At 47.4% G+C, this 18606-nt stretch carries 18 protein-coding genes and 1 other annotated feature; of the genes, 17 read left to right on the top strand and 1 reads right to left on the bottom strand.

Annotation, left to right across the window (positions count from 1 at the left end):
- The 17 genes from QM657_RS08170 (at nt 1) to tkt (ending at nt 17639) form a co-directional block, all read left to right on the top strand.
- Nucleotides 1-1218, top strand: a complete 1218-nt coding sequence (locus QM657_RS08170; RefSeq protein WP_415066119.1) for a DUF5716 family protein — start codon at nt 1-3, stop codon at nt 1216-1218.
- Nucleotides 1215-2030, top strand: a complete 816-nt coding sequence (locus QM657_RS08165; RefSeq protein WP_415066118.1) for a hypothetical protein — start codon at nt 1215-1217, stop codon at nt 2028-2030. The genes QM657_RS08170 and QM657_RS08165 overlap by 4 nt, the downstream gene beginning before the upstream one ends.
- A gap of 76 nt (nt 2031-2106) precedes the next feature.
- Nucleotides 2107-2327 (top strand) — a binding site (T-box leader).
- A 61-nt stretch (nt 2328-2388) separates the two neighbouring features.
- Nucleotides 2389-5028: a valine--tRNA ligase gene (locus QM657_RS08160; protein ID WP_415066116.1), complete on the top strand. Its 2640-nt coding sequence runs from the start codon at nt 2389-2391 to the stop codon at nt 5026-5028.
- 111 nt (nt 5029-5139) lie between these two features.
- Entirely contained in the window at nt 5140-5316 is a 177-nt protein-coding gene (locus QM657_RS08155) for a hypothetical protein (RefSeq protein WP_415066263.1), read from the top strand.
- Between the two features lie 19 nt (nt 5317-5335).
- On the top strand, nt 5336-6172 hold the full coding sequence (locus QM657_RS08150; RefSeq protein ID WP_415066255.1) for a sigma-E processing peptidase SpoIIGA: 837 nt from the start codon (nt 5336-5338) through the stop codon (nt 6170-6172).
- A gap of 29 nt (nt 6173-6201) precedes the next feature.
- Nucleotides 6202-6942 carry an RNA polymerase sporulation sigma factor SigE gene (sigE, locus tag QM657_RS08145; RefSeq protein WP_415066115.1) on the top strand — a complete coding sequence of 247 codons (741 nt, stop codon included), beginning with the start codon at nt 6202-6204 and terminating at the stop codon, nt 6940-6942.
- Between the two features lie 460 nt (nt 6943-7402).
- Nucleotides 7403-8506: an L-ascorbate 6-phosphate lactonase gene (gene ulaG / locus QM657_RS08140; protein WP_415066114.1), complete on the top strand. Its 1104-nt coding sequence runs from the start codon at nt 7403-7405 to the stop codon at nt 8504-8506.
- 21 nt (nt 8507-8527) lie between these two features.
- Nucleotides 8528-8983, top strand: a complete 456-nt coding sequence (locus QM657_RS08135; RefSeq protein WP_415066113.1) for a PTS sugar transporter subunit IIA — start codon at nt 8528-8530, stop codon at nt 8981-8983.
- A gap of 19 nt (nt 8984-9002) precedes the next feature.
- Nucleotides 9003-10490 carry a PTS ascorbate transporter subunit IIC gene (locus tag QM657_RS08130; RefSeq protein WP_415066112.1) on the top strand — a complete coding sequence of 496 codons (1488 nt, stop codon included), beginning with the start codon at nt 9003-9005 and terminating at the stop codon, nt 10488-10490.
- Nucleotides 10491-10514: 24 nt separating this feature from the next.
- Complete coding sequence (locus tag QM657_RS08125; RefSeq protein ID WP_415066110.1) at nt 10515-10820, top strand: PTS sugar transporter subunit IIB; 306 nt, start codon at nt 10515-10517, stop codon at nt 10818-10820.
- A 51-nt stretch (nt 10821-10871) separates the two neighbouring features.
- Complete coding sequence (locus QM657_RS08120) at nt 10872-11642, top strand: DeoR/GlpR family DNA-binding transcription regulator (RefSeq protein WP_415066108.1); 771 nt, start codon at nt 10872-10874, stop codon at nt 11640-11642.
- Nucleotides 11643-12485 carry an L-ribulose-5-phosphate 3-epimerase gene (locus tag QM657_RS08115; protein ID WP_415066107.1) on the top strand — a complete coding sequence of 281 codons (843 nt, stop codon included), beginning with the start codon at nt 11643-11645 and terminating at the stop codon, nt 12483-12485. It begins immediately after the preceding gene.
- A gap of 16 nt (nt 12486-12501) precedes the next feature.
- Nucleotides 12502-13551: a hypothetical protein gene (locus tag QM657_RS08110; protein WP_415066106.1), complete on the top strand. Its 1050-nt coding sequence runs from the start codon at nt 12502-12504 to the stop codon at nt 13549-13551.
- 10 nt (nt 13552-13561) lie between these two features.
- Nucleotides 13562-14260, top strand: a complete 699-nt coding sequence (locus QM657_RS08105; RefSeq protein WP_415066105.1) for an L-ribulose-5-phosphate 4-epimerase — start codon at nt 13562-13564, stop codon at nt 14258-14260.
- A 3-nt stretch (nt 14261-14263) separates the two neighbouring features.
- The gene (locus QM657_RS08100) at nt 14264-14977 is read left to right on the top strand and encodes an HAD family hydrolase (RefSeq protein WP_415066104.1); all 714 of its coding nucleotides are present in this window, start codon (nt 14264-14266) and stop codon (nt 14975-14977) included.
- Between the two features lie 3 nt (nt 14978-14980).
- On the top strand, nt 14981-15634 hold the full coding sequence (fsa, locus tag QM657_RS08095) for a fructose-6-phosphate aldolase (RefSeq protein ID WP_415066103.1): 654 nt from the start codon (nt 14981-14983) through the stop codon (nt 15632-15634).
- A gap of 22 nt (nt 15635-15656) precedes the next feature.
- Nucleotides 15657-17639, top strand: a complete 1983-nt coding sequence (gene tkt / locus QM657_RS08090) for a transketolase (RefSeq protein WP_415066102.1) — start codon at nt 15657-15659, stop codon at nt 17637-17639.
- 51 nt (nt 17640-17690) lie between these two features.
- Here tkt and sigG read toward each other — a convergent pair whose 3' ends face one another.
- Nucleotides 17691-18467, bottom strand: a complete 777-nt coding sequence (sigG, locus tag QM657_RS08085) for an RNA polymerase sporulation sigma factor SigG (RefSeq protein WP_415066101.1) — start codon at nt 18465-18467, stop codon at nt 17691-17693.
- Nucleotides 18468-18606: the final 139 nt, after the last annotated feature.

Genomic DNA, 18606 nt, shown 5'->3' with positions numbered 1-18606 from the left:
ATGGACGGACTGATAATAGGGCTTGATCTGTGTGATGCCTATACCCGCATATGCTGCTATGACAGGGAAAAGTCATGGTGCATTCCTACGGTCATCTGCCGGAAAAAGGATGAAGATGCCTGGTACATAGGAGAAGAGGCGTACGCCTATACCCTGGTAGGGGAAGGCATTATCGTGGACAAGCTGATAAAGATGGTCAGGAAGGATGGAACCGCCACCTTGGGCGGGACCAAGTATGAAGGCCTGGACCTGTTAAAAACATTTTTAAAGAAAATACTGAAACTTCCCATGGAGGAATTTTTCAGCGACGAAGTGAAGCAGCTCGTGATCACCTTGCAGAAGGTGGATGGGAAGCTGATGGATGGGATTATGTACTGTGCCGATGACCTGGGGATTCCCAGGGACAGGGTCCACATCATCAGCCATACGGAAAGCTTTGTGTATTATGCCCTCAGCCAGAAAAAAGAGGTCTGGAGCAATCAGGTGGCTGTGTTTGACTTATCGGAGGATTCCTTCCATTACCATGAGCTCAAGATTCAAAGAGGTCTGCGCAAGATGGTTGTGATGGCGGAGGAACAGGCCCTTGAGGAGAGCTTTAACTTAGATATTCTGGATACGCCCTCCGGCGGAAAGCTGGCGGATAAGATTTTAAGCTCCTGTGCGGAACGGCTTCTCCAGAAAAAGCTGTTTTCTTCTATCTTTCTCACGGGAAAAGGATTCAGTAACCATGAGTGGGCCAGTGACTCCATGAAAATACTCTGCTCCCGGCGAAAGGTTTATATGGAACCGGAGCTGTTTGCCAGAGGCGCCGCAGTGAAGGGCATGGATTATGTGCAGGAGAAGACTTCCTTTATCTGTATCTGCCAGGGACGGCTTCATTCCACCGTATCCATGAGGGTGCTCCATAAGGAGCGGGAGAACCAGCTCATCGTGGCTTCGGCGGGCGATAACTGGTATGAGTCCAGAAGCAGCGTGGATTTAATTGTTGACGGTCAGGATTATGTGGAATTTATGGTAACGCCCATGGACCCCAAGCAGGCAAGGCTGGTGAAGATTCCCCTGGAGGGATTCCCAAAGAGGCCCGACAGAACCACCAGAGTGGGGATCAGTGTTGGGTTTCTGGATGAGAAAACCATGGCAGTGGTGTTAAAGGACAAGGGCTTTGGAGATTTGTTCCCGGCCACTACTGCAGTGGTAAGACAAGAGGTCATGCTATGAGTCTGATTCTTTGCCGGCAGGAACCGGTAAAACAGCCGTTTTATTTTGAGGGCCTGGGAATTCGTCTGTATTCCTCCCAGGAGCTTTGCTATGTGATTTACAATAATCCTCTTCTGGTTATGGAAGGGTTTGTGGATAAAAGTCTGATCGATTTCATCAGGGATGACCTGGATATGGCCTTTTTGGCTGCCAAGCTGGAGAAATGGCAGCAGAGCGGGGAAGATAAAGATGAGCTGCTCGCCATCATCCTTCAGGAGTGTGACTATTACGGCGCCGCTGAGGTGAGCCGGTTCAGGCAGAATCTGGCCGCTTACAAAAGGATGCCGGAGGGTGAGTTTTTGAAGGAAAAGGCTGATTATCTCTTTTCCCGGAAACAGTATGGAAAGGCTGTGGAAGAGTACCGCAAGATTCTGGAGCTTCCAAAAGGCAGTGCCGGAAATGCCGCATTCCAGGCCAGGATTTACAACAACTTAGGTTCCGCTTACGCCAGATTGTTTATGACGGATAAAGCTTACCAGGTTTATCAGAAGTCCTTTGATCTGGTGAAAAACGGAGAGGTTTTAAAGCGAATCTGTTATCTGTCCATGTGGAATGACCGCCTGGCAGTCAGCGAACGGTTCCAGTCCCTGATTACAGAGGATGTGAAGCGGGAGTGTGAGGAAGATAAGAAACGGGCGGAGGAAGCGGCAAAAGAGGCCCAAAGCCTTAAGGAGCTGGAGGGCTTATTCCAGAAAGACCCCATTAAACGCCTTCAGGGTGCAGGGGAGCTGGTTCAAAGCTGGAAGCAGGAATACCGGAATATTATGTCTTAGATATTGTGTGATGGAAAGTCTCCTGCAAACCCCTTGACAAATCTGTAAAAAAACACTATCATTACAAAGTATATATGAAAAGGTAGAGAAGAAGAGGAGTACGTTCATAACCCTGAAAGAGAAAATCATCCACCGGCTGAAAGATGGTTAAGGCAGTGTGTACGGAAGGTAGCTTCGGAACCGGAAGGCTGAAAAGACGAATGTGAGTAAGCTTTCACGCATGGCTGCGTTAAAGGCTTTGAGATATGGCAGTATGCCGTATGAAAAAAGGTGGTACCGCGTTGATTCGCCCTTTGCATCCCAGGATGCAGAGGGCTTTTTTAATGTCCAATACAATAGTCAGAAAAAGGAGAAGTTTATGAAAGAGTTAGAAAAGACTTATGATCCGGCAGGGATTGAGAGCAAGCTTTATGAAAAATGGCTGGAAAAAAAGTATTTCCATGCAAAACCCAATAAAGATAAAAAGCCCTTTACCATTGTGATGCCCCCGCCTAACATCACAGGCCAGCTTCACATGGGCCATGCTTTGGACAATGCCATGCAGGATATTTTGATTCGTTACAAGAGGATGCAGGGCTATGAGGCCCTTTGGCAGCCGGGCACAGACCATGCGGCTATTGCCACGGAAGTAAAGGTTATTGAAAGCTTAAAGGAACAGGGAATCGACAAGGCTGATTTAGGCAGGGAAGGCTTCCTGGAAAAATGCTGGGACTGGAGAAAAGATTACGGCGGACGGATTATCAACCAGCTTCACAAGCTGGGCTCTTCCGCTGACTGGGACAGAGAGCGGTTCACCATGGATGAAGGCTGTTCCCAGGCTGTTCAGGAGGTATTTATCCGGCTTCATGAAAAAGGATACATTTACAAGGGTTCCCGTATTGTCAACTGGTGTCCGGTATGCCAGACCACTATTTCCGATGCAGAGGTAGAGCATGAGGATCAGAACGGCTTTTTCTGGCACATCAATTATCCCATTGCAGGGGAAGAAAACCGGTTTGTGGAGATCGCCACAACCAGGCCGGAGACCCTTCTGGGAGATACTGCTGTGGCAGTCAATCCGGAGGATGAGAGATATCAGAATCTGGTGGGAAGGATGTTAAAGCTCCCTCTGACAGACCGTGAGATTCCGGTTGTTGCGGATTCTTATGTTGATAAGGAATTTGGAACCGGCTGCGTGAAGATCACCCCGGCCCACGACCCCAATGACTTTGAGGTAGGAAAGAGACACAATCTGCCGGAGCTTTGTATCATGAACGACGATGCCACCATCAACCTTCCGGGCAGCAAGTATCACGGAATGGAGCGGTACGAAGCCAGAAAAGCCATTGTAAAGGACTTGGAGGACCAGGGACTTTTGGTAAAGGTAGAGCCTCATACTCATGCGGTAGGCACTCATGACCGCTGTAAGACTACCGTAGAGCCCATGGTAAAACAGCAGTGGTTTGTGAAGATGGAGGAAATGGCAAAGCCGGCCATTGAAGCCTTAAAGACAGGGGCGCTTAAATTCGTTCCGGAGCGGTTTGACAAAATTTATCTTCACTGGCTTGAAAATATCCGGGACTGGTGCGTTTCCAGGCAGCTTTGGTGGGGCCACCGGATTCCTGCTTACTATTGCGGTCAGTGCGGGGAAATCACAGTGTCAGCGGAAGCTCCCGCAGCCTGCCCCAAATGCGGAGGAACTCATCTCACTCAGGATGAAGACACTCTTGATACCTGGTTTTCTTCTGCTCTCTGGCCTTTCTCCACATTGGGCTGGCCTGAGGAAACAGAGGACCTCAAGTATTTTTATCCCACAGATGTGCTGGTAACAGGTTATGACATCATTTTCTTCTGGGTCATCCGTATGGTATTTTCCGGCATTGAGCAGACAGGAAAGCTTCCTTTCCACACTGTTTTGATCCACGGACTGATCAGGGATTCCGAAGGACGGAAGATGAGCAAATCCTTAGGAAACGGAATCGATCCTTTAGAGGTCATTGAAAAATACGGCGCTGATGCCCTGCGCATGACCCTGATTACAGGAAATGCTCCGGGAAATGATATGCGTTTTTACTGGGAGAGGGTGGAAGCCAGCCGGAACTTCGCCAACAAGGTATGGAATGCTTCCCGCTTCATCATGATGAATATTGAAAAGGCCCAGGGAGCAAAAGCAGACCTTTCCCAGCTCACCATGGCGGATAAATGGATTCTTTCCAAGGTCAACACCCTTGCAAAGGATGTGACGGAGAATCTGGATAAATACGAACTGGGAATCGCCCTTCAAAAGGTTTATGACTTTATCTGGGAGGAATTCTGCGACTGGTATATTGAAATGGTGAAGCCAAGGCTGTGGGATGACCAGGATGAGACAAAGGCAGCGGCCATCTGGACCTTAAAGACTGTTCTCATCAACTCCTTAAAGCTTCTCCACCCCTATATGCCTTTCCTGACCGAGGAAATCTTCTGCAATCTTCAGGATGAAGAGGAATCCATCATGATTTCAAACTGGCCGGAGTATCAGGAGGAGTGGAATTTCAAGGCTGAGGAGCATGCGGTGGAAACCATTAAGGAAGCTGTAAGGGCAATCCGGAATGTGCGCACCTCCATGAACGTTCCGCCAAGCAAGAAGGCTAAGGTATACGTTGTCTCCGAGAATCAGGAGATTCTTGATATATTTGAGCGCAGCAAGATATTCTTCGCTTCCCTGGGTTATGCAGGAGAGGTGTATTTGCAGAAGGATAAAAGCGGAATCGCTGAGGATGCGGTATCCGCTGTCATCCCTCAGGCAGTGATCTACATGCCTTTTGCAGAGCTGGTGGATATTGAAAAGGAGATTGAGCGCCTTAAAAAAGAAGAAGAACGGCTGGGCAAGGAACTTGCCAGGGTAGAGGGCATGCTGAATAATGAGAAATTTGTCAGCAAGGCTCCGGAGGCCAAAATCCAGGAGGAAAAGGCCAAGCTTGAGAAGTATGCCCAGATGATGGAACAGGTAAAAGAAAGACTTTCCCAGTTGGCTTAACTGAACTTTTTCGCAGTGTCAGCAGTGCCATATTTCTGCACTGCTGAATATTGTGATAAATCGACAATAAAAAATGAAATGTGAAAAACAGTCGAACACGGCTTTATCCCCGTGTCCGGCTGTTTTTTTGTGCGCAGGGAAGAGGAAAGTCCGGCGGTGAAAGGGAAAAAGGGAACGTATGGTCTTAAGAGCCTGTCGCTATATGCCGGGAAAGAGGGGAAAAAGACGATGAAAAACAGGAATCTTCCCCAAGGTTTTGACAAATTCTGGAAGGCATGGCAGATATAATGTTCCTACAGGGCAGGAGGTGAATGCAGCAACGGAAATAAACCTGTACATAGATGTGTTGTTCTTGATTAATTTTACCATGAATTTTATGATCTTATCCATTGTCAGGAGGGGGTTGAGATTTCGCCTCATGAGATGGAGAATGATTCTGGGGGCTGGTCTGGGATCAGCGTGGGCTGTGTTTGCTGCCGCATTTCCGTATCTGCCCTTATGGCTTGAGATGGCCATTACTTACGGGGCTGTGAGTGCCCTGATGGTAATGACGGCCTTCTGTTTAAAGAGACCAAGGGATATAGGGAAAGCGGTGGGAGCGCTTTATGTGGCAGCCGTAGTGATGTCAGGAGTCATAAATGCCCTGTATCAGCATACGAAGGCCGGTTATTATATAGAACAGATTCTTGAGGGAAACAGCAGGGGAGCGATTCCTCTTTACCGGTTGATTTTTCTTGCAGCAGCCACTTATTTCGGAATCCGTTATCTTTTATGGCGGATTCCCGGCGTGTTAAAGGGTAAGAGCAATTTTTATGAAGTCACCATGCACTATAAGGGAAAGGAAAAAAAGGTGACCGCTCTCCTTGATACGGGAAACAGGCTGTATGAACCAGTGAGCCGCCGTCCTGTTCATGTTGTGACTTATGAAGCTGTCCGGGAGCTGTGTGAGATCGTGACAGAGGTCGTTTATATCCCATATGAAAGCGTTGGGAAAAGCGGCGGTATGATGCCCGGAATTTTTTTGGATCAGATGGAGGTACGCCAAGGCGACGAAAGCAAGGTAATTGAGAGGCCTCTGATAGCTGTCTGCAAAAGACCGCTGTCGGAAGATGGAGGGTATCAAATGCTTCTGCATGAAGAGTGAATGAAAGATGTAAAGGAGAATATATTGACATGATTATAAAAGTTTCAGTACCAAACCGTTTCCAGTTTAAAGCCATTCCAACTTTTAAGACCCTGATGATGCCTTCTAAGGGAGAGGTGCATTACATTGGAGGAGCAGACATTCTGCCTGCGCCTTTGGACAATGAGAAGGAGGCGCAGATCATCGCTCTTCTTGGGGGAGAAGACGATCAAAAAGCCAAGTCAGAGCTGATCGAACACAATCTGCGGCTTGTGGTTTACATTGCAAAGAAGTTTGACAACACCAGCGTTGGGGTGGAGGATTTGATTTCTATCGGGACTATCGGTTTGATTAAGGCCATCAACACCTTTAATCCTACAAAAAATATAAAACTGGCTACTTATGCTTCCCGCTGTATTGAAAACGAAATACTCATGTATTTGCGCCGGAACAACAAGACCAAGATGGAGGTGTCCATTGATGAGCCTTTGAATGTGGACTGGGATGGCAATGAGCTCCTTTTATCCGATATTCTGGGAACAGAGGAAGATGTGATTTATAAGGATTTGGAAACCGAGGTGGAACGGAACCTGCTTAATACCGCCATCAGCCGTTTGAGCCCAAGGGAGAGAAAGATCGTGGAACTGCGGTTCGGACTTACGGATGAGGAGGGGGAAGAGATGACCCAGAAAGAAGTTGCGGATTTGCTGGGTATCTCTCAGTCTTACATATCCAGGCTGGAAAAGAAGATCATGAAGAGATTGAAAAAAGAAATCGTGAGATTTGAATAAAGGGTTTTGTGGTAAAAAGACTTTCTGCAGGCAGTTGATAAAGGGTCATTGCACTCATTCTGCTGCTTGCACAGAGTCTTTTTGATTTTTAGCGCTCATGTTTGGGGAACGGGATTTTTGTATTTTTATGATCATAATTACGATCATAAAAAGGGTTGTAAAAAGTACCTAGAAATTTAAAAACAATGATAATTCGACGGAAGCAGGATTGTAAAATCATTTATGTTGTGAATGATTTCACATTGTAAAAATTTAGGATAATATATAGGGTAAAATATGCACAAAAAATATGGTTTTAAATATATAAATTACACAAAAAATCGAAAACAAACATATAATGCAAAAGCGGTCATTTAACGCTCTTGAAAAGTGGGATTTAACGTGATATTATCTAGTTGTTAAAGAGAAAGTCGCGCAAAAGCGATCATAAAACAATCATAAAATAAAGGAGGATGTTCAAATGAGTAAAGTGGATGAAATCACAAGGGAAAGCTGGATTATGAGCACGTTCCCTGAATGGGGTACCTGGCTGAACGAGGAAATCGAGAATGAGATCGTGGAACCAGGAACCGTAGCTATGTGGTGGCTTGGATGTACAGGCATGTGGTTCAAAACACCGGGCGGCTGCAACATTACCGTGGACTTATGGTGCGGAAACGGAAAGCGTTCCCATGGAAACGGAAAGATGGCAGTCGGACACCAGATGGCAAACATGTGCGGTGCAAGAGACATGCAGCCTAATTTAAGGGCAGTTCCATTTGTCATCGACCCATTTGCGATCAAGCAGGTGGATGCGGTACTGGCAACCCATTACCATCAGGACCACATGAGCGCAGAATATGCGGCACACGTGATCCAGAGCAAGCTGACCACCGTCGATGAGAACGGAAAGGAAATTCCGGTTCCATTTATCGGCCCCAAGAAATCCGTTGAGCTTTGGCAGAAGTGGGGAGTTCCCGCAGAGCGCTGTATCACAGTTGTACCTGGAGACAGCATCAAGATCAAAGACATTGAAATCATAGCTTTGGATTCCTTTGACAGAACCTGCCTTGTAACGACTGATTCCACAGGTCCGGACCGTGAGGAGCTGACAGGAAAATGCCCGACAGACATGGATGAAAAGTCCGTCAATTATCTGATCAAGACTCCCGGCGGAAACATTTATCACAGCGGCGATTCCCATTATTCCATTTATTTTGCAAAGCATGGAAAAGATTACGATGTCGATGTGGCTTTTGGCTCTTACGGAGAAAATCCGGTGGGCATGGCAGACAAGATGACATCATGCGACATTCTGCGCATGGCAGAAGCTTTGGACTGCAAGGTTGTAATCCCCATCCACTACGATGTATGGACCAACTTCATGGCAGATGTCAATGAAATCAGGGTACTCTATGATATGAAGAAAGACAGACTGGATTACAAGTTCCATCCGTTCTTCTGGGAGGTAGGCGGAAAGTACGTTTATCCTACGGATAAAGACAAACGTGCATACCACCACAGACGCGGTTTTGAGGACTGCTTTGAAGCACCGCAGAACATTCCGTTCCGTTCACTGCTGTAATTTCAGAAAAGAGGGGAAAAGATGCTTAGAGATTTCGTGGAAAAGAATCATTATAAGTTTGCCAGAGAAGCAAAGGACTGGGAGGATGCGGTCAGGATGAGCTGTGAATGCCTGGAGGCTGACGGAACAGTGGAATGCAATTATAAGGAAGAGATCATCGCCTGTATTAAAAAATACGGCCCTTATATCATTATTCTGCCTGACATCGCCATGCCTCACTCCCAGGAGGGTGCAGAGGGGGTTCACAAAACCAGCATTGCTTTTATGAAGCTGGAAAACCCGGTCAGCTTTGATCCGGAAGATCCGGAAAAGGACGCCATGCTTTTCTTTACGCTGGCTTCCTGCAACTCGGATCAGCACCTGGACAATATGAGCCGGTTATCTGATATGCTTTGCAACGAAGAAGTGATTGCTGAACTGAAAAAAGCCAAAGGTCCGGAGGATTTACTGAAAATTCAGGAACAATATTTGGATTAGGGAAAAGGGGATTACACTTATGGATATTTTAATGAAAATATGGAGTTATTTTGCTACAAACATATTACAGCAGCCGCCTTTTATGATCGGCCTTATCGTTATGGTAGGCTATATCTTGCTTGGAAAACCCTGGTATGATATACTGGCTGGAACAGCAAAAGCAATCGTAGGCTATTTGATCTTAATGGTAGGTTCCGGCGGTCTGGTCAATAACTTCCGTCCCGTACTGGTAGGACTGAAAGACAGATTCCAGATCAACGCCATGGTTATTGACCCGTATTTTGGACAGAACGCCGTTACAGCAGGCGTGGAGGAAGTGTTCGGAAGAGGGTTCGGTGATGCGATGATCCTTTTGTTTATCGCATTTATCGTCAACATCCTTCTGGTGCGCTTTTCAAAATACACCAAGCTCCGCGCTTTATTTACAACCGGAAACGTTCAGGTACAGCAGGCTGCCACAGCATACTGGCTGATCATGTTCGCCTGCCCCTTCCTTCTGGAAAACCGTGCTGCCATGCTTGTGGTAATGTCTCTGCTTTTAGGCGCTTACTGGGCAGTTGGTTCCAACTTGACCATCAAGGCCTGTCAGGAAGTAACGGACGGCGCAGGTTTCTGTATGGCTCACCAGCAGATGTTTGGAACTGCATTCAGCTACTGGGCTGCAGGCAAGTTCTTTGGAAATGAAGGCAAGAACAAAGATAAAAAAGTAAGAAAGATTGAAGACATTGAATTACCGGGCTTTATGTCCATGTTCAATGACAACATGGTAACTACCTCCATCTTAATGGTGGTATTCTTCGGAGCCATCCTTCTGGTTCTTGGCAAGGAATATCTGGTTACAGGAGAGTTTATGAAACCGGCAGACAGCATGTTATTCTATATCTTAAAAACATGTCTGAACTTTGCGGCTTATCTGGCAATCCTTCAGTTGGGCGTTCGTACCTTCGTAGCAGAGCTGACAGCTTCCTTCCAGGGAATCGCAGACAAGCTTCTTCCCGGTTCTGTTCCTGGCGTAGACTGTGCCGTAATCTTCGGATTTGGTGCTCCTAACGCTGTAACCTTAGGCTTTTTGGCAGGCTTTTTCGGCCAGATTCTCGCCATCGTTGCTTTGATCGCATTAAAGAGTCCTGTACTTGTCATCTGTGGATTCGTTCCTGTATTCTTTGACAATGCCACCATCGGTGTTTTTGCAAATGAAAAGGGCGGAGTGAAAGCTGCTCTTATCCTTCCCTTTATCTCAGGTCTTCTTCAGGTATTCGGTTCTGCATTCATCGCAGGCTGGGTAGGCATGGCTGCTTACGGCGGATACTTGGGAATGTGGGACTGGGCAGTGGTATGGCCGGTGTTCACCGTTGTCATGAAGTATTTAAGCTACGCCGGAATCGCAATCGTGTTTGTATTCCTGCTGGCAATTCCTCAGATTCAGTACTGGAAGGATAAAAAAGGTTACTTCCTTATGACAGAGGATTATGACGCATATAAAGAATTAAAAGAAACTAATAAATAAAATTTAATTCAGGAGGTTTGTATTATGGCTGGTAAGAGTTTAAGTTTTCTGGTATGCTGCGCAAATGGAGCAGGTTCAAGCCTGATGGCACAGATGGCTTTGGAGAAAGTGCTGAAAAAGTATGACATCAAGCCCCAGAAGGTTCATCACTGCCCCCTTTCAGAAGGAAAAAGCACTGCTTCCCAGTACGATGTGCTGGTTTGTGCACAGAACTTCAAGGACATGTTCGGAGATGCCAAGGATAAGGGTGTTACCATCATCCCTCTGCGCAATGTCATGTCAGCTCAGGAAATTGAAACCAAGTTAAAAGAAGAGGGAATTATCGAATAAACGCTGGATTGCAGCAGTGATCAGATATGAATAGAAAGTGCAGGTGAACCGATGAAAAGAGAGTATGCCCTTGTGGAGGAGAGAAGAGCGCATATATTGGACGTGGTGAGAAACAGCCCCAAGGTGTCCGTCAACAGTCTGGCAGAGCAGTGCGGGATTTCCGTGGTGACGGTCCGCAGGGATTTGCAGTATCTGGAAGACAGGAAGCTTTTAAAGCGCTGCCACGGAGGGGCCATTCCCATTGAAACGGGCCCTGCACAGGCTAATGAAATACTACTTTACAGACGGTTGATAGCCAGCTATGCCGCAACCCTGGTGGATGACAATGATACGCTTTTTATCAATACCAGCAGCACTGCCCTGCAGATGCTGGAATCCATCAATGCCAGAAATGTTACGGTCATAACCAACAACGGAAAGGCGATCAACAGTGAGCATGGGGCCGGGGTAAGCATCATCCTGACCGGAGGCGAGCTTCGCTATCCCAAGGAAGCCATGGTAGGAGATTTTGCAGTCCGAAACCTTCAAAACATCTATGCGAAAAAGGCATTTTTGGGGTGTTCGGGAATTTCGGTCATGTCCGGAATGACCACCGAGATCATCAACGAAGTATGTTTAAATGAATTGATGATCGAACACACGAGGTACGAGCTGTATATCCTGGCCGACCATACGAAGATAGGAAAGAACAGCAGCTTCTCAAGCTGCAATATCGGTAAAGTTCAGCATCTGATCACAGATGAAAAGGCTCCCGAAGATATTTTAAATGAATTTAAGGAGGCTGGAGTGCAGATCCACCAGGTGAAAAAAGGAGATTTTTAAATGAAAGCCTATACCCTTGGATTATATGAAAAGTCAATGCCTGCAAATTTGAGCTGGAAAGAAAAGCTGAAAGCTGCAAAAGAGGCGGGTTTTGATTTTCTGGAAATGAGTGTGGACGAGACCGATGAAAAGTTAAAGCGGCTTGATATGACTTTAAAGGAGCGTCTGGAGCTGACAGAACTGATGAAGGAGATTGGCATTCCCATAGGAACCATGTGCCTTAGCGGACACAGGAAATATCCTCTGGGAAGCCATGATCCGGCAGTCAGGGAAAGAAGTCTGGAAATCATGGACAAAGCCATTGAGCTGGCATCGGATCTGGGCATCAGGATCATTCAGTTGGCCGGATACGATGTGTATTATGAAGAATCGGATGAAGAAACAAAACAGTATTTTGAGGAAAACTTAAAGAAAGCTGCTGATATGGCTGCCCGTGCAGGTCTGGTTCTGGGATTTGAAACCATGGAGACGGAATTCATGAATACGGTGGAAAAATCCATGAAGTATGTGAACCTGATCTCTTCTGTATACTTAAATGTTTATCCCGATATAGGAAATATCACCAATGCCGCAATCACTTACGGAACCGATGTGTCAGAGGATTTAAAGCTCGGAAAGGGCCGTCTGGCCGCCATGCATTTAAAGGAGACAAAACCGGGCATATTCCGTGAGGTTCCTTACGGCGAAGGCCATGTGGATTTTGAAAAGGCTGTTGCGACGGCATGGGAGCTTGGGGTAAGAAAATATGTGACAGAATTCTGGTATACGGGAAACCCGTCCTGGCAAGAAGACTTATCTGCGGCAAATCTTAAGATGTCCGGGATACTGATGAAACAGGAATGAAAGGGGATCAATCATTATGAACATTGAAAAAAAGGTGATGGGGAATCTGACGAAATGTTATTCCATAGCCCCGCTCCGCTATAAAGAAAGCGATCATATCCTGGTTGCGGCGGAAAAAGTGGACCGCTGCCTTCTGTTTGACACAGACGGCAATCTGGAGGACACCCTTTGGACAGAGCCGGGCGGTGTTATGACCATGGTTCAGGTTCCGGGCACAGACGGACAGTTTCTGGCAACTCATAAATTTTATTCCCCCAACGACTCCAAGGAGGCCAGAATCGTTATCGTGACCCCCCAGGAAGAAGGCGGCTGGGAGGTGAGGACTCTAGCAGACCTTCCTTTCGTCCACAGGTTCAATATTATTGAAAGAAACGGAATCAACTACTTAATCGCATGTACCTTAAAATCCGGACATGAGTTTAAGGATGACTGGTCCAACCCTGGAAAGGTGTATGCAGCGGTTCTTCCTGTGGATTTAAGCGGATATAATCAGGACAATCAGTTGAAGCTGGAAGTGATCAAGGACAATATGCTGAAAAACCACGGTTATTACCGTGTGGAAGAGCAGGGAGTTCAGACCAGCCTCATATCCTGTGACAGCGGAGTGTACCAGTTTATTCCTCCTGCTGCTCCGTCAGAGCCCTGGGAAATCCGTCAGTTGATAACTGAAGCTGCCAGCGATGCGGTTTTAGTGGATTTTGACGAGGACGGAGAAAAGGAACTGGCGGTGATTTCCCCATTCCATGGCGATAAGATCAGCATCTGGAAGAAGACAGGGGAAGAGTACAAGGAAGTCTACGTTTACGACCAGCCTGCCGAGTTCAACCATGCCATTTACGGTGGAATGCTGTGCCAAAAGCCGGCTCTGGTGATCGGACACAGGCAGGGAGCCCGCAATCTGTTTGCCCTTCGCTTTAATCCTTCCACGAAGGCCTATGAAACGGAGATCATCGACAGAGACTGCGGACCTGCGAATGTATACAAGTATACTAAGGACGGAAATGATGTCATCATATGCACCAACCACGGTATTGATGAGATTGCCATGTATACACTGAAAGCATAGGAGGTAAAACATGTTAGAAGCCTTAAAACAGATTGTTTACGAAGCTAATATGGAACTTCCCAGATATGGGCTTGTCACCTTTACCTGGGGCAATGTCAGCGCCATTGACCGGGAGAGCGGCATGTTTGTCATCAAGCCCAGCGGAGTGGATTATAACAAGCTGAAACCGGAAGATATGGTAGTCATGGACTTGGAAGGCAACCGGGTGGAAGGGGAATACAATCCTTCATCCGATACCGCCACCCATTTAGAGCTTTACAAAGCATTTCCAAAGATGGGAGGAATCGTGCATACCCATTCTTCCTGGGCGACGAGCTGGGCCCAGGCCGGACGGGGGATTCCCTGCTACGGCACCACCCATGCGGATTATATATACGGAGAGATTCCCTGCCTGCGCTGTCTTACCCCGGAAGAAATTGAAGAGGGATATGAGAAGAACACAGGACTTTTAATCGTGGATTATTTCAAGGACAAGGAATACATGGCTGTGCCGGCCTGTCTTTGCAAAAATCACGGCCCCTTTGCCTGGGGAAAGGATGCCATGGATGCCGTGCACAATGCAGTGGTGCTGGAAGAAGTGGCAAAGATGGCATTGCGGTGTGAGCAGATCAATCCGGATAACACTCCTGCGCCTCAGGCTCTGCAGGATAAGCATTATTTGAGAAAACACGGAGCCAATGCTTATTATGGCCAAAAAACAGGAGCATAAACCGTGATAAAAACAGTTATTTTCGATATTGACGGCACCATGTATGATTATACAACCGGTAACCGCAGAGGCCTTGAGGCTGTTAAGGATTACTGTCTGAACCATGCGGGCATAACAGGGGAGATGTTTATGCCTGCCATGGCAAAGGCTGGAAAGAGGCTGGAGGAGCGGCTGGGAAAGGACAATGCGGCAATTCACAACCGGCTGCTGCGCTATCAGTGCATGCTGGAACTTCTGGACAAGCCTGTTTTCCCCCATGCCCTGGCCATGAGCGATTCTTACTGGGGGACTCTTCTGGAAGGAATGAGCCCCCAGCCTGGCCTTTTGGAATTTATGGAAGACGTAAAGCGCCGGGGAAAGGGAATCGGAGTGGCTACCAATATGACGGCTTATATGCAGTATAAAAAGCTGGAGAAGCTGGGAGCCGCTTCTTATATGGACTGGCTGGTTACCAGCGAGGAAGCGGGAACGGAAAAACCCAGCCCCGGTTTTTATGAAATCTGTCTGGAAAAGGCCGGGTGCAGGGCTTCTGAATGCCTTTTTATCGGTGACAGCCTAAACGGTGATGTACAGGCTCCGAAGGAGAGCGGGATGCATGCTCTCTGGTATTGCCCGGCAGAGACCCCAGGGGAGAATGGGACTCACAGCCATCGGTTTATCCGGTCGTTTGAGGAGTGCATGGAAGAAACGTTCTGGAAAAATTTTGAGGAGGAATGAAATATGAGGTTTTTTTTAGATACAGCAAATGTGGAAGATATCAGAAAAGCCAATGACATGGGAGTGATCTGCGGAGTGACTACCAATCCTTCTCTCATTGCCAAAGAGGGAAGAGATTTTAAGGAAGTGATCAAGGAGATTACTGATATTGTGGACGGACCCATCAGCGGCGAAGTAAAAGCCACCACAGTTGATGCGGAAGGCATGATAAGGGAAGGCCGGGAGATCGCAGCCATTCATCCGAACATGGTTGTGAAGATTCCCATGACGGTAGAAGGCTTAAAGGCCACAAAAGTGCTGTCTTCTGAGGGGATTAATACGAATGTAACTCTTGTATTTTCAGCAGCCCAGGCTCTTCTTGCAGCCAGGGCAGGGGCAGCCTATGTTTCTCCGTTTTTAGGCCGTCTCGATGATATTTCCATGCCGGGAATTGATCTGATCCAGGAAATCATGGATATTTTCCAGGTTCATGATATCAAAGCCCAGATTATTGCCGCCAGCGTGCGCCATCCAATCCATGTCATTGACTGCGCCAGAGCGGGAGCTGATATTGCAACGGTTCCCTACAGCGTTATTGTTCAGATGACCAAGCATCCCTTAACAGATCAGGGAATTGCAAAATTCCAGGATGATTACCGGAAGGTATTTGGGGAGTAATAACCAGCAGGGAGGTTAAGATATGAACAAAGAATACAAATCAGTCAATGCGATCCGCATACTGGCAGCAGATTCCGTGCAAAAGGCAAACTCCGGCCACCCAGGGCTTCCCCTGGGGTCCGCCGCCATGGCATACGAACTGTGGGCCCATCATATGAACCACAACCCGGCTGACCCAAAATGGGAGAACAGAGACCGCTTTGTTCTGTCGGGAGGCCATGGCTCTGCCCTGTTATACTCTCTTCTTCATTTATTTGGCTATGGCCTGAAAAAGGAGGACTTGATGCAGTTTCGCCAGAAGGACTCCTTGACTCCGGGTCATCCGGAATACGGCCATACCACAGGTGTGGAAGCGACCACAGGCCCTCTTGGAGCGGGTATGGGAATGGCAGTTGGAATGGCTATGGCGGAAGCCCATTTATCAGCCGTATTCAACAAGCCGGAGTATCCTGTTGTTGATCACTACACCTTCGCTTTGGGCGGAGACGGATGTATGATGGAAGGAATTTCTTCGGAAGCTTTTTCCCTGGCAGGGACCCTGGGTCTTTCCAAACTCATCGTTCTGTATGATTCCAACAAGATATGCATTGAAGGAAGCACTGACATCGTCTTTACGGAAAATGTTCAAAAGAGGATGGAAGCGTTTGGCTTCCAGACCCTGACCGTAGAGGATGGAAATGATTTAGAAGCAATTGGAAAGGCCATTGAAGAAGCAAAGGCTGACAAAGGGCGCCCTTCCTTTATTACGGTAAAAACCCAGATCGGCTACGGCTGTCCCGGAAAACAGGGAAAAGCCAGCGCTCACGGAGAACCCCTTGGAGCAGAGCATGTGGAAGCGCTTAAGGAGAACCTGGAGTGGGAGAGCAAGGAGCCGTTTTTCGTGCCTCAGGATGTCTATGACCATTACAAGGAACTGGCAGAGCAGGGTGCAGAGGCGCAAAAAGCCTGGAATGAGCTGTATGAGAGCTACTGCTCCGCTTATCCGGAGATGAAAGCTTTATGGGATCAGTATCATGACCTGGATGCTGCAAAGGCCGTTTTAGAGGATGAAAGCTTTTGGGCTTATGAGGACAAGCCTCAGGCAACCAGAAATTTATCCGGAATCATGATAAACCGTTTGAAGAATGTTCTGCCCGGTCTGGTTGGCGGAGCTGCCGACCTGGCCCCATCCACCAAGACCTACATGCAGGACATGGGTGATTTCTCCAAAGACAATTACGGGGGAAGAAATATCCATTTCGGAGTGAGGGAGCTGGCCATGGCGGCTATGGGAAACGGTCTGGCCCTTCACGGAGGACTTCGGGCCTTTGTATCCACATTCTTTGTGTTCAGCGATTACGTGAAGCCTATGGCCAGATTGTCCGCCCTGATGAAACTGCCCATTACGTATGTGTTCACCCATGACAGCATTGGAGTGGGAGAGGATGGACCGACTCACGAGCCTATCGAACAGCTTGCCATGCTTCGGGCTATGCCGGGATTTAACGTGTTCCGTCCGGCTGATGCCACAGAAACGGCTGCCGCCTGGTATTATGCGGCCGCGTCAAAAGACAGTCCTACGGCTCTGGTGCTGACAAGACAGAACCTGCCTCAGCTTGAGGGCTCCGGCAAGGAAGCTTTAAAGGGCGGTTATATTCTTAAGGACTGCGATGGAAAGACGCCTGATGCTATTCTCATCGCCAGCGGTTCCGAAGTGTCCCTGGCAGCAGAAGCAGCTAAGGTGTTAAAAGACCGCGGTATCAGCATCCGGGTGGTCAGCATGCCGTGTATGGATGTATTTGAGCAGCAGAGTGAGGAATATAAAGAGTCCGTACTTCCGAAAGAAGTCCGCAAAAGAGTTGTGGTAGAAGCGCTGTCTGATTTTGGCTGGGGAAAATATGTGGGGCTTGACGGGGCCTATGTGACCATGCATGGGTTCGGTGCCTCGGCTCCGGCAGAACTGCTGTTTGAAAAGTTCGGATTTACCGTAGAGAATGTGGTTAAGACTGTAGAGAATTTAATGTAGTTATGTAAAAGCCTGCCTTTCTATATGGAAAGGTGGGCTTATATGCATTGCCTAAGAAAGATAATTTTTCATGGCTTTCAGTGCATTTTTTTCCAGGCGGCTTACCTGTGCCTGGCTGATATGGATTTCTTCTGCTACTTCGGTCTGGGTCTTCCCTTCAAAGAAACGCATGTCAATGATGTGCCGCTCCCGTTCCGGAAGGCGCCTCATGGCTTCATTTAAAGAAATGTCCTCCACCCAGTTTTCTTCTAAGTTTTTCTTGTCGCTGATCTGATCCATGACAAAAAGCGGGTCGCCGCCGTCGGAGTAGACCGGCTCGTAAAGGCTGACAGGGCTTTGTATGGCATCTAAAGCGTAGGTAATGTCTTCCTTGCTCACCCCGATTTCATCTGCGATTTCCATCAAAGTGGGTTCTTTTAAGTTTTTCTTCATCAGGTTTTCCTTGGCGTAAATGGCCTTATAAGCGGTGTCCCTGAGGGAACGGCTCACCCGGATGGAATTGTTATCCCGCAGGTAGCGCCTCACTTCGCCCATGATCATGGGAACCGCATAGGTGGAAAATCGGACATTCTGGGTAATGTCAAAATTGTCAATGGCTTTGATCAGTCCGATGCAGCCAATCTGAAACAAATCATCCACATTTTCGTTGCTGTTGGAAAAACGCTGTATGACACTGAGAACCAGTCTTAAGTTCCCCTTAATGTAATCTTCTCTGGCTTTTTTGTCCCCGTCCAGAATCCTTTTGAACAGGACTTCCTTCTCTTCGTTGCTTAAAAGAGGCAGTTTGGAAGTATTAACGCCGCAAATTTCTACTTTGTATCCAGACATATCTTTCCCTCCGCATCATTTTATTACTCATAAAGAAATGATGTACTTAACCGAGGGCTTTTATACGATGGACAGGAGAAATTTTATTTCCAATTTTTGGCTCACGTTTAGACATGCAAAAAAACAGGCAGAAAGTTGG

Source organism: Lacrimispora sp. (assembly GCF_047605665.1).
In the GTDB taxonomy this organism is placed as follows: Bacteria; Bacillota; Clostridia; order Lachnospirales; family Lachnospiraceae; genus Lacrimispora.
Note: the sequence above shows the minus strand (reverse complement) of the source record. Positions and strands in the feature narration are given on the sequence as shown.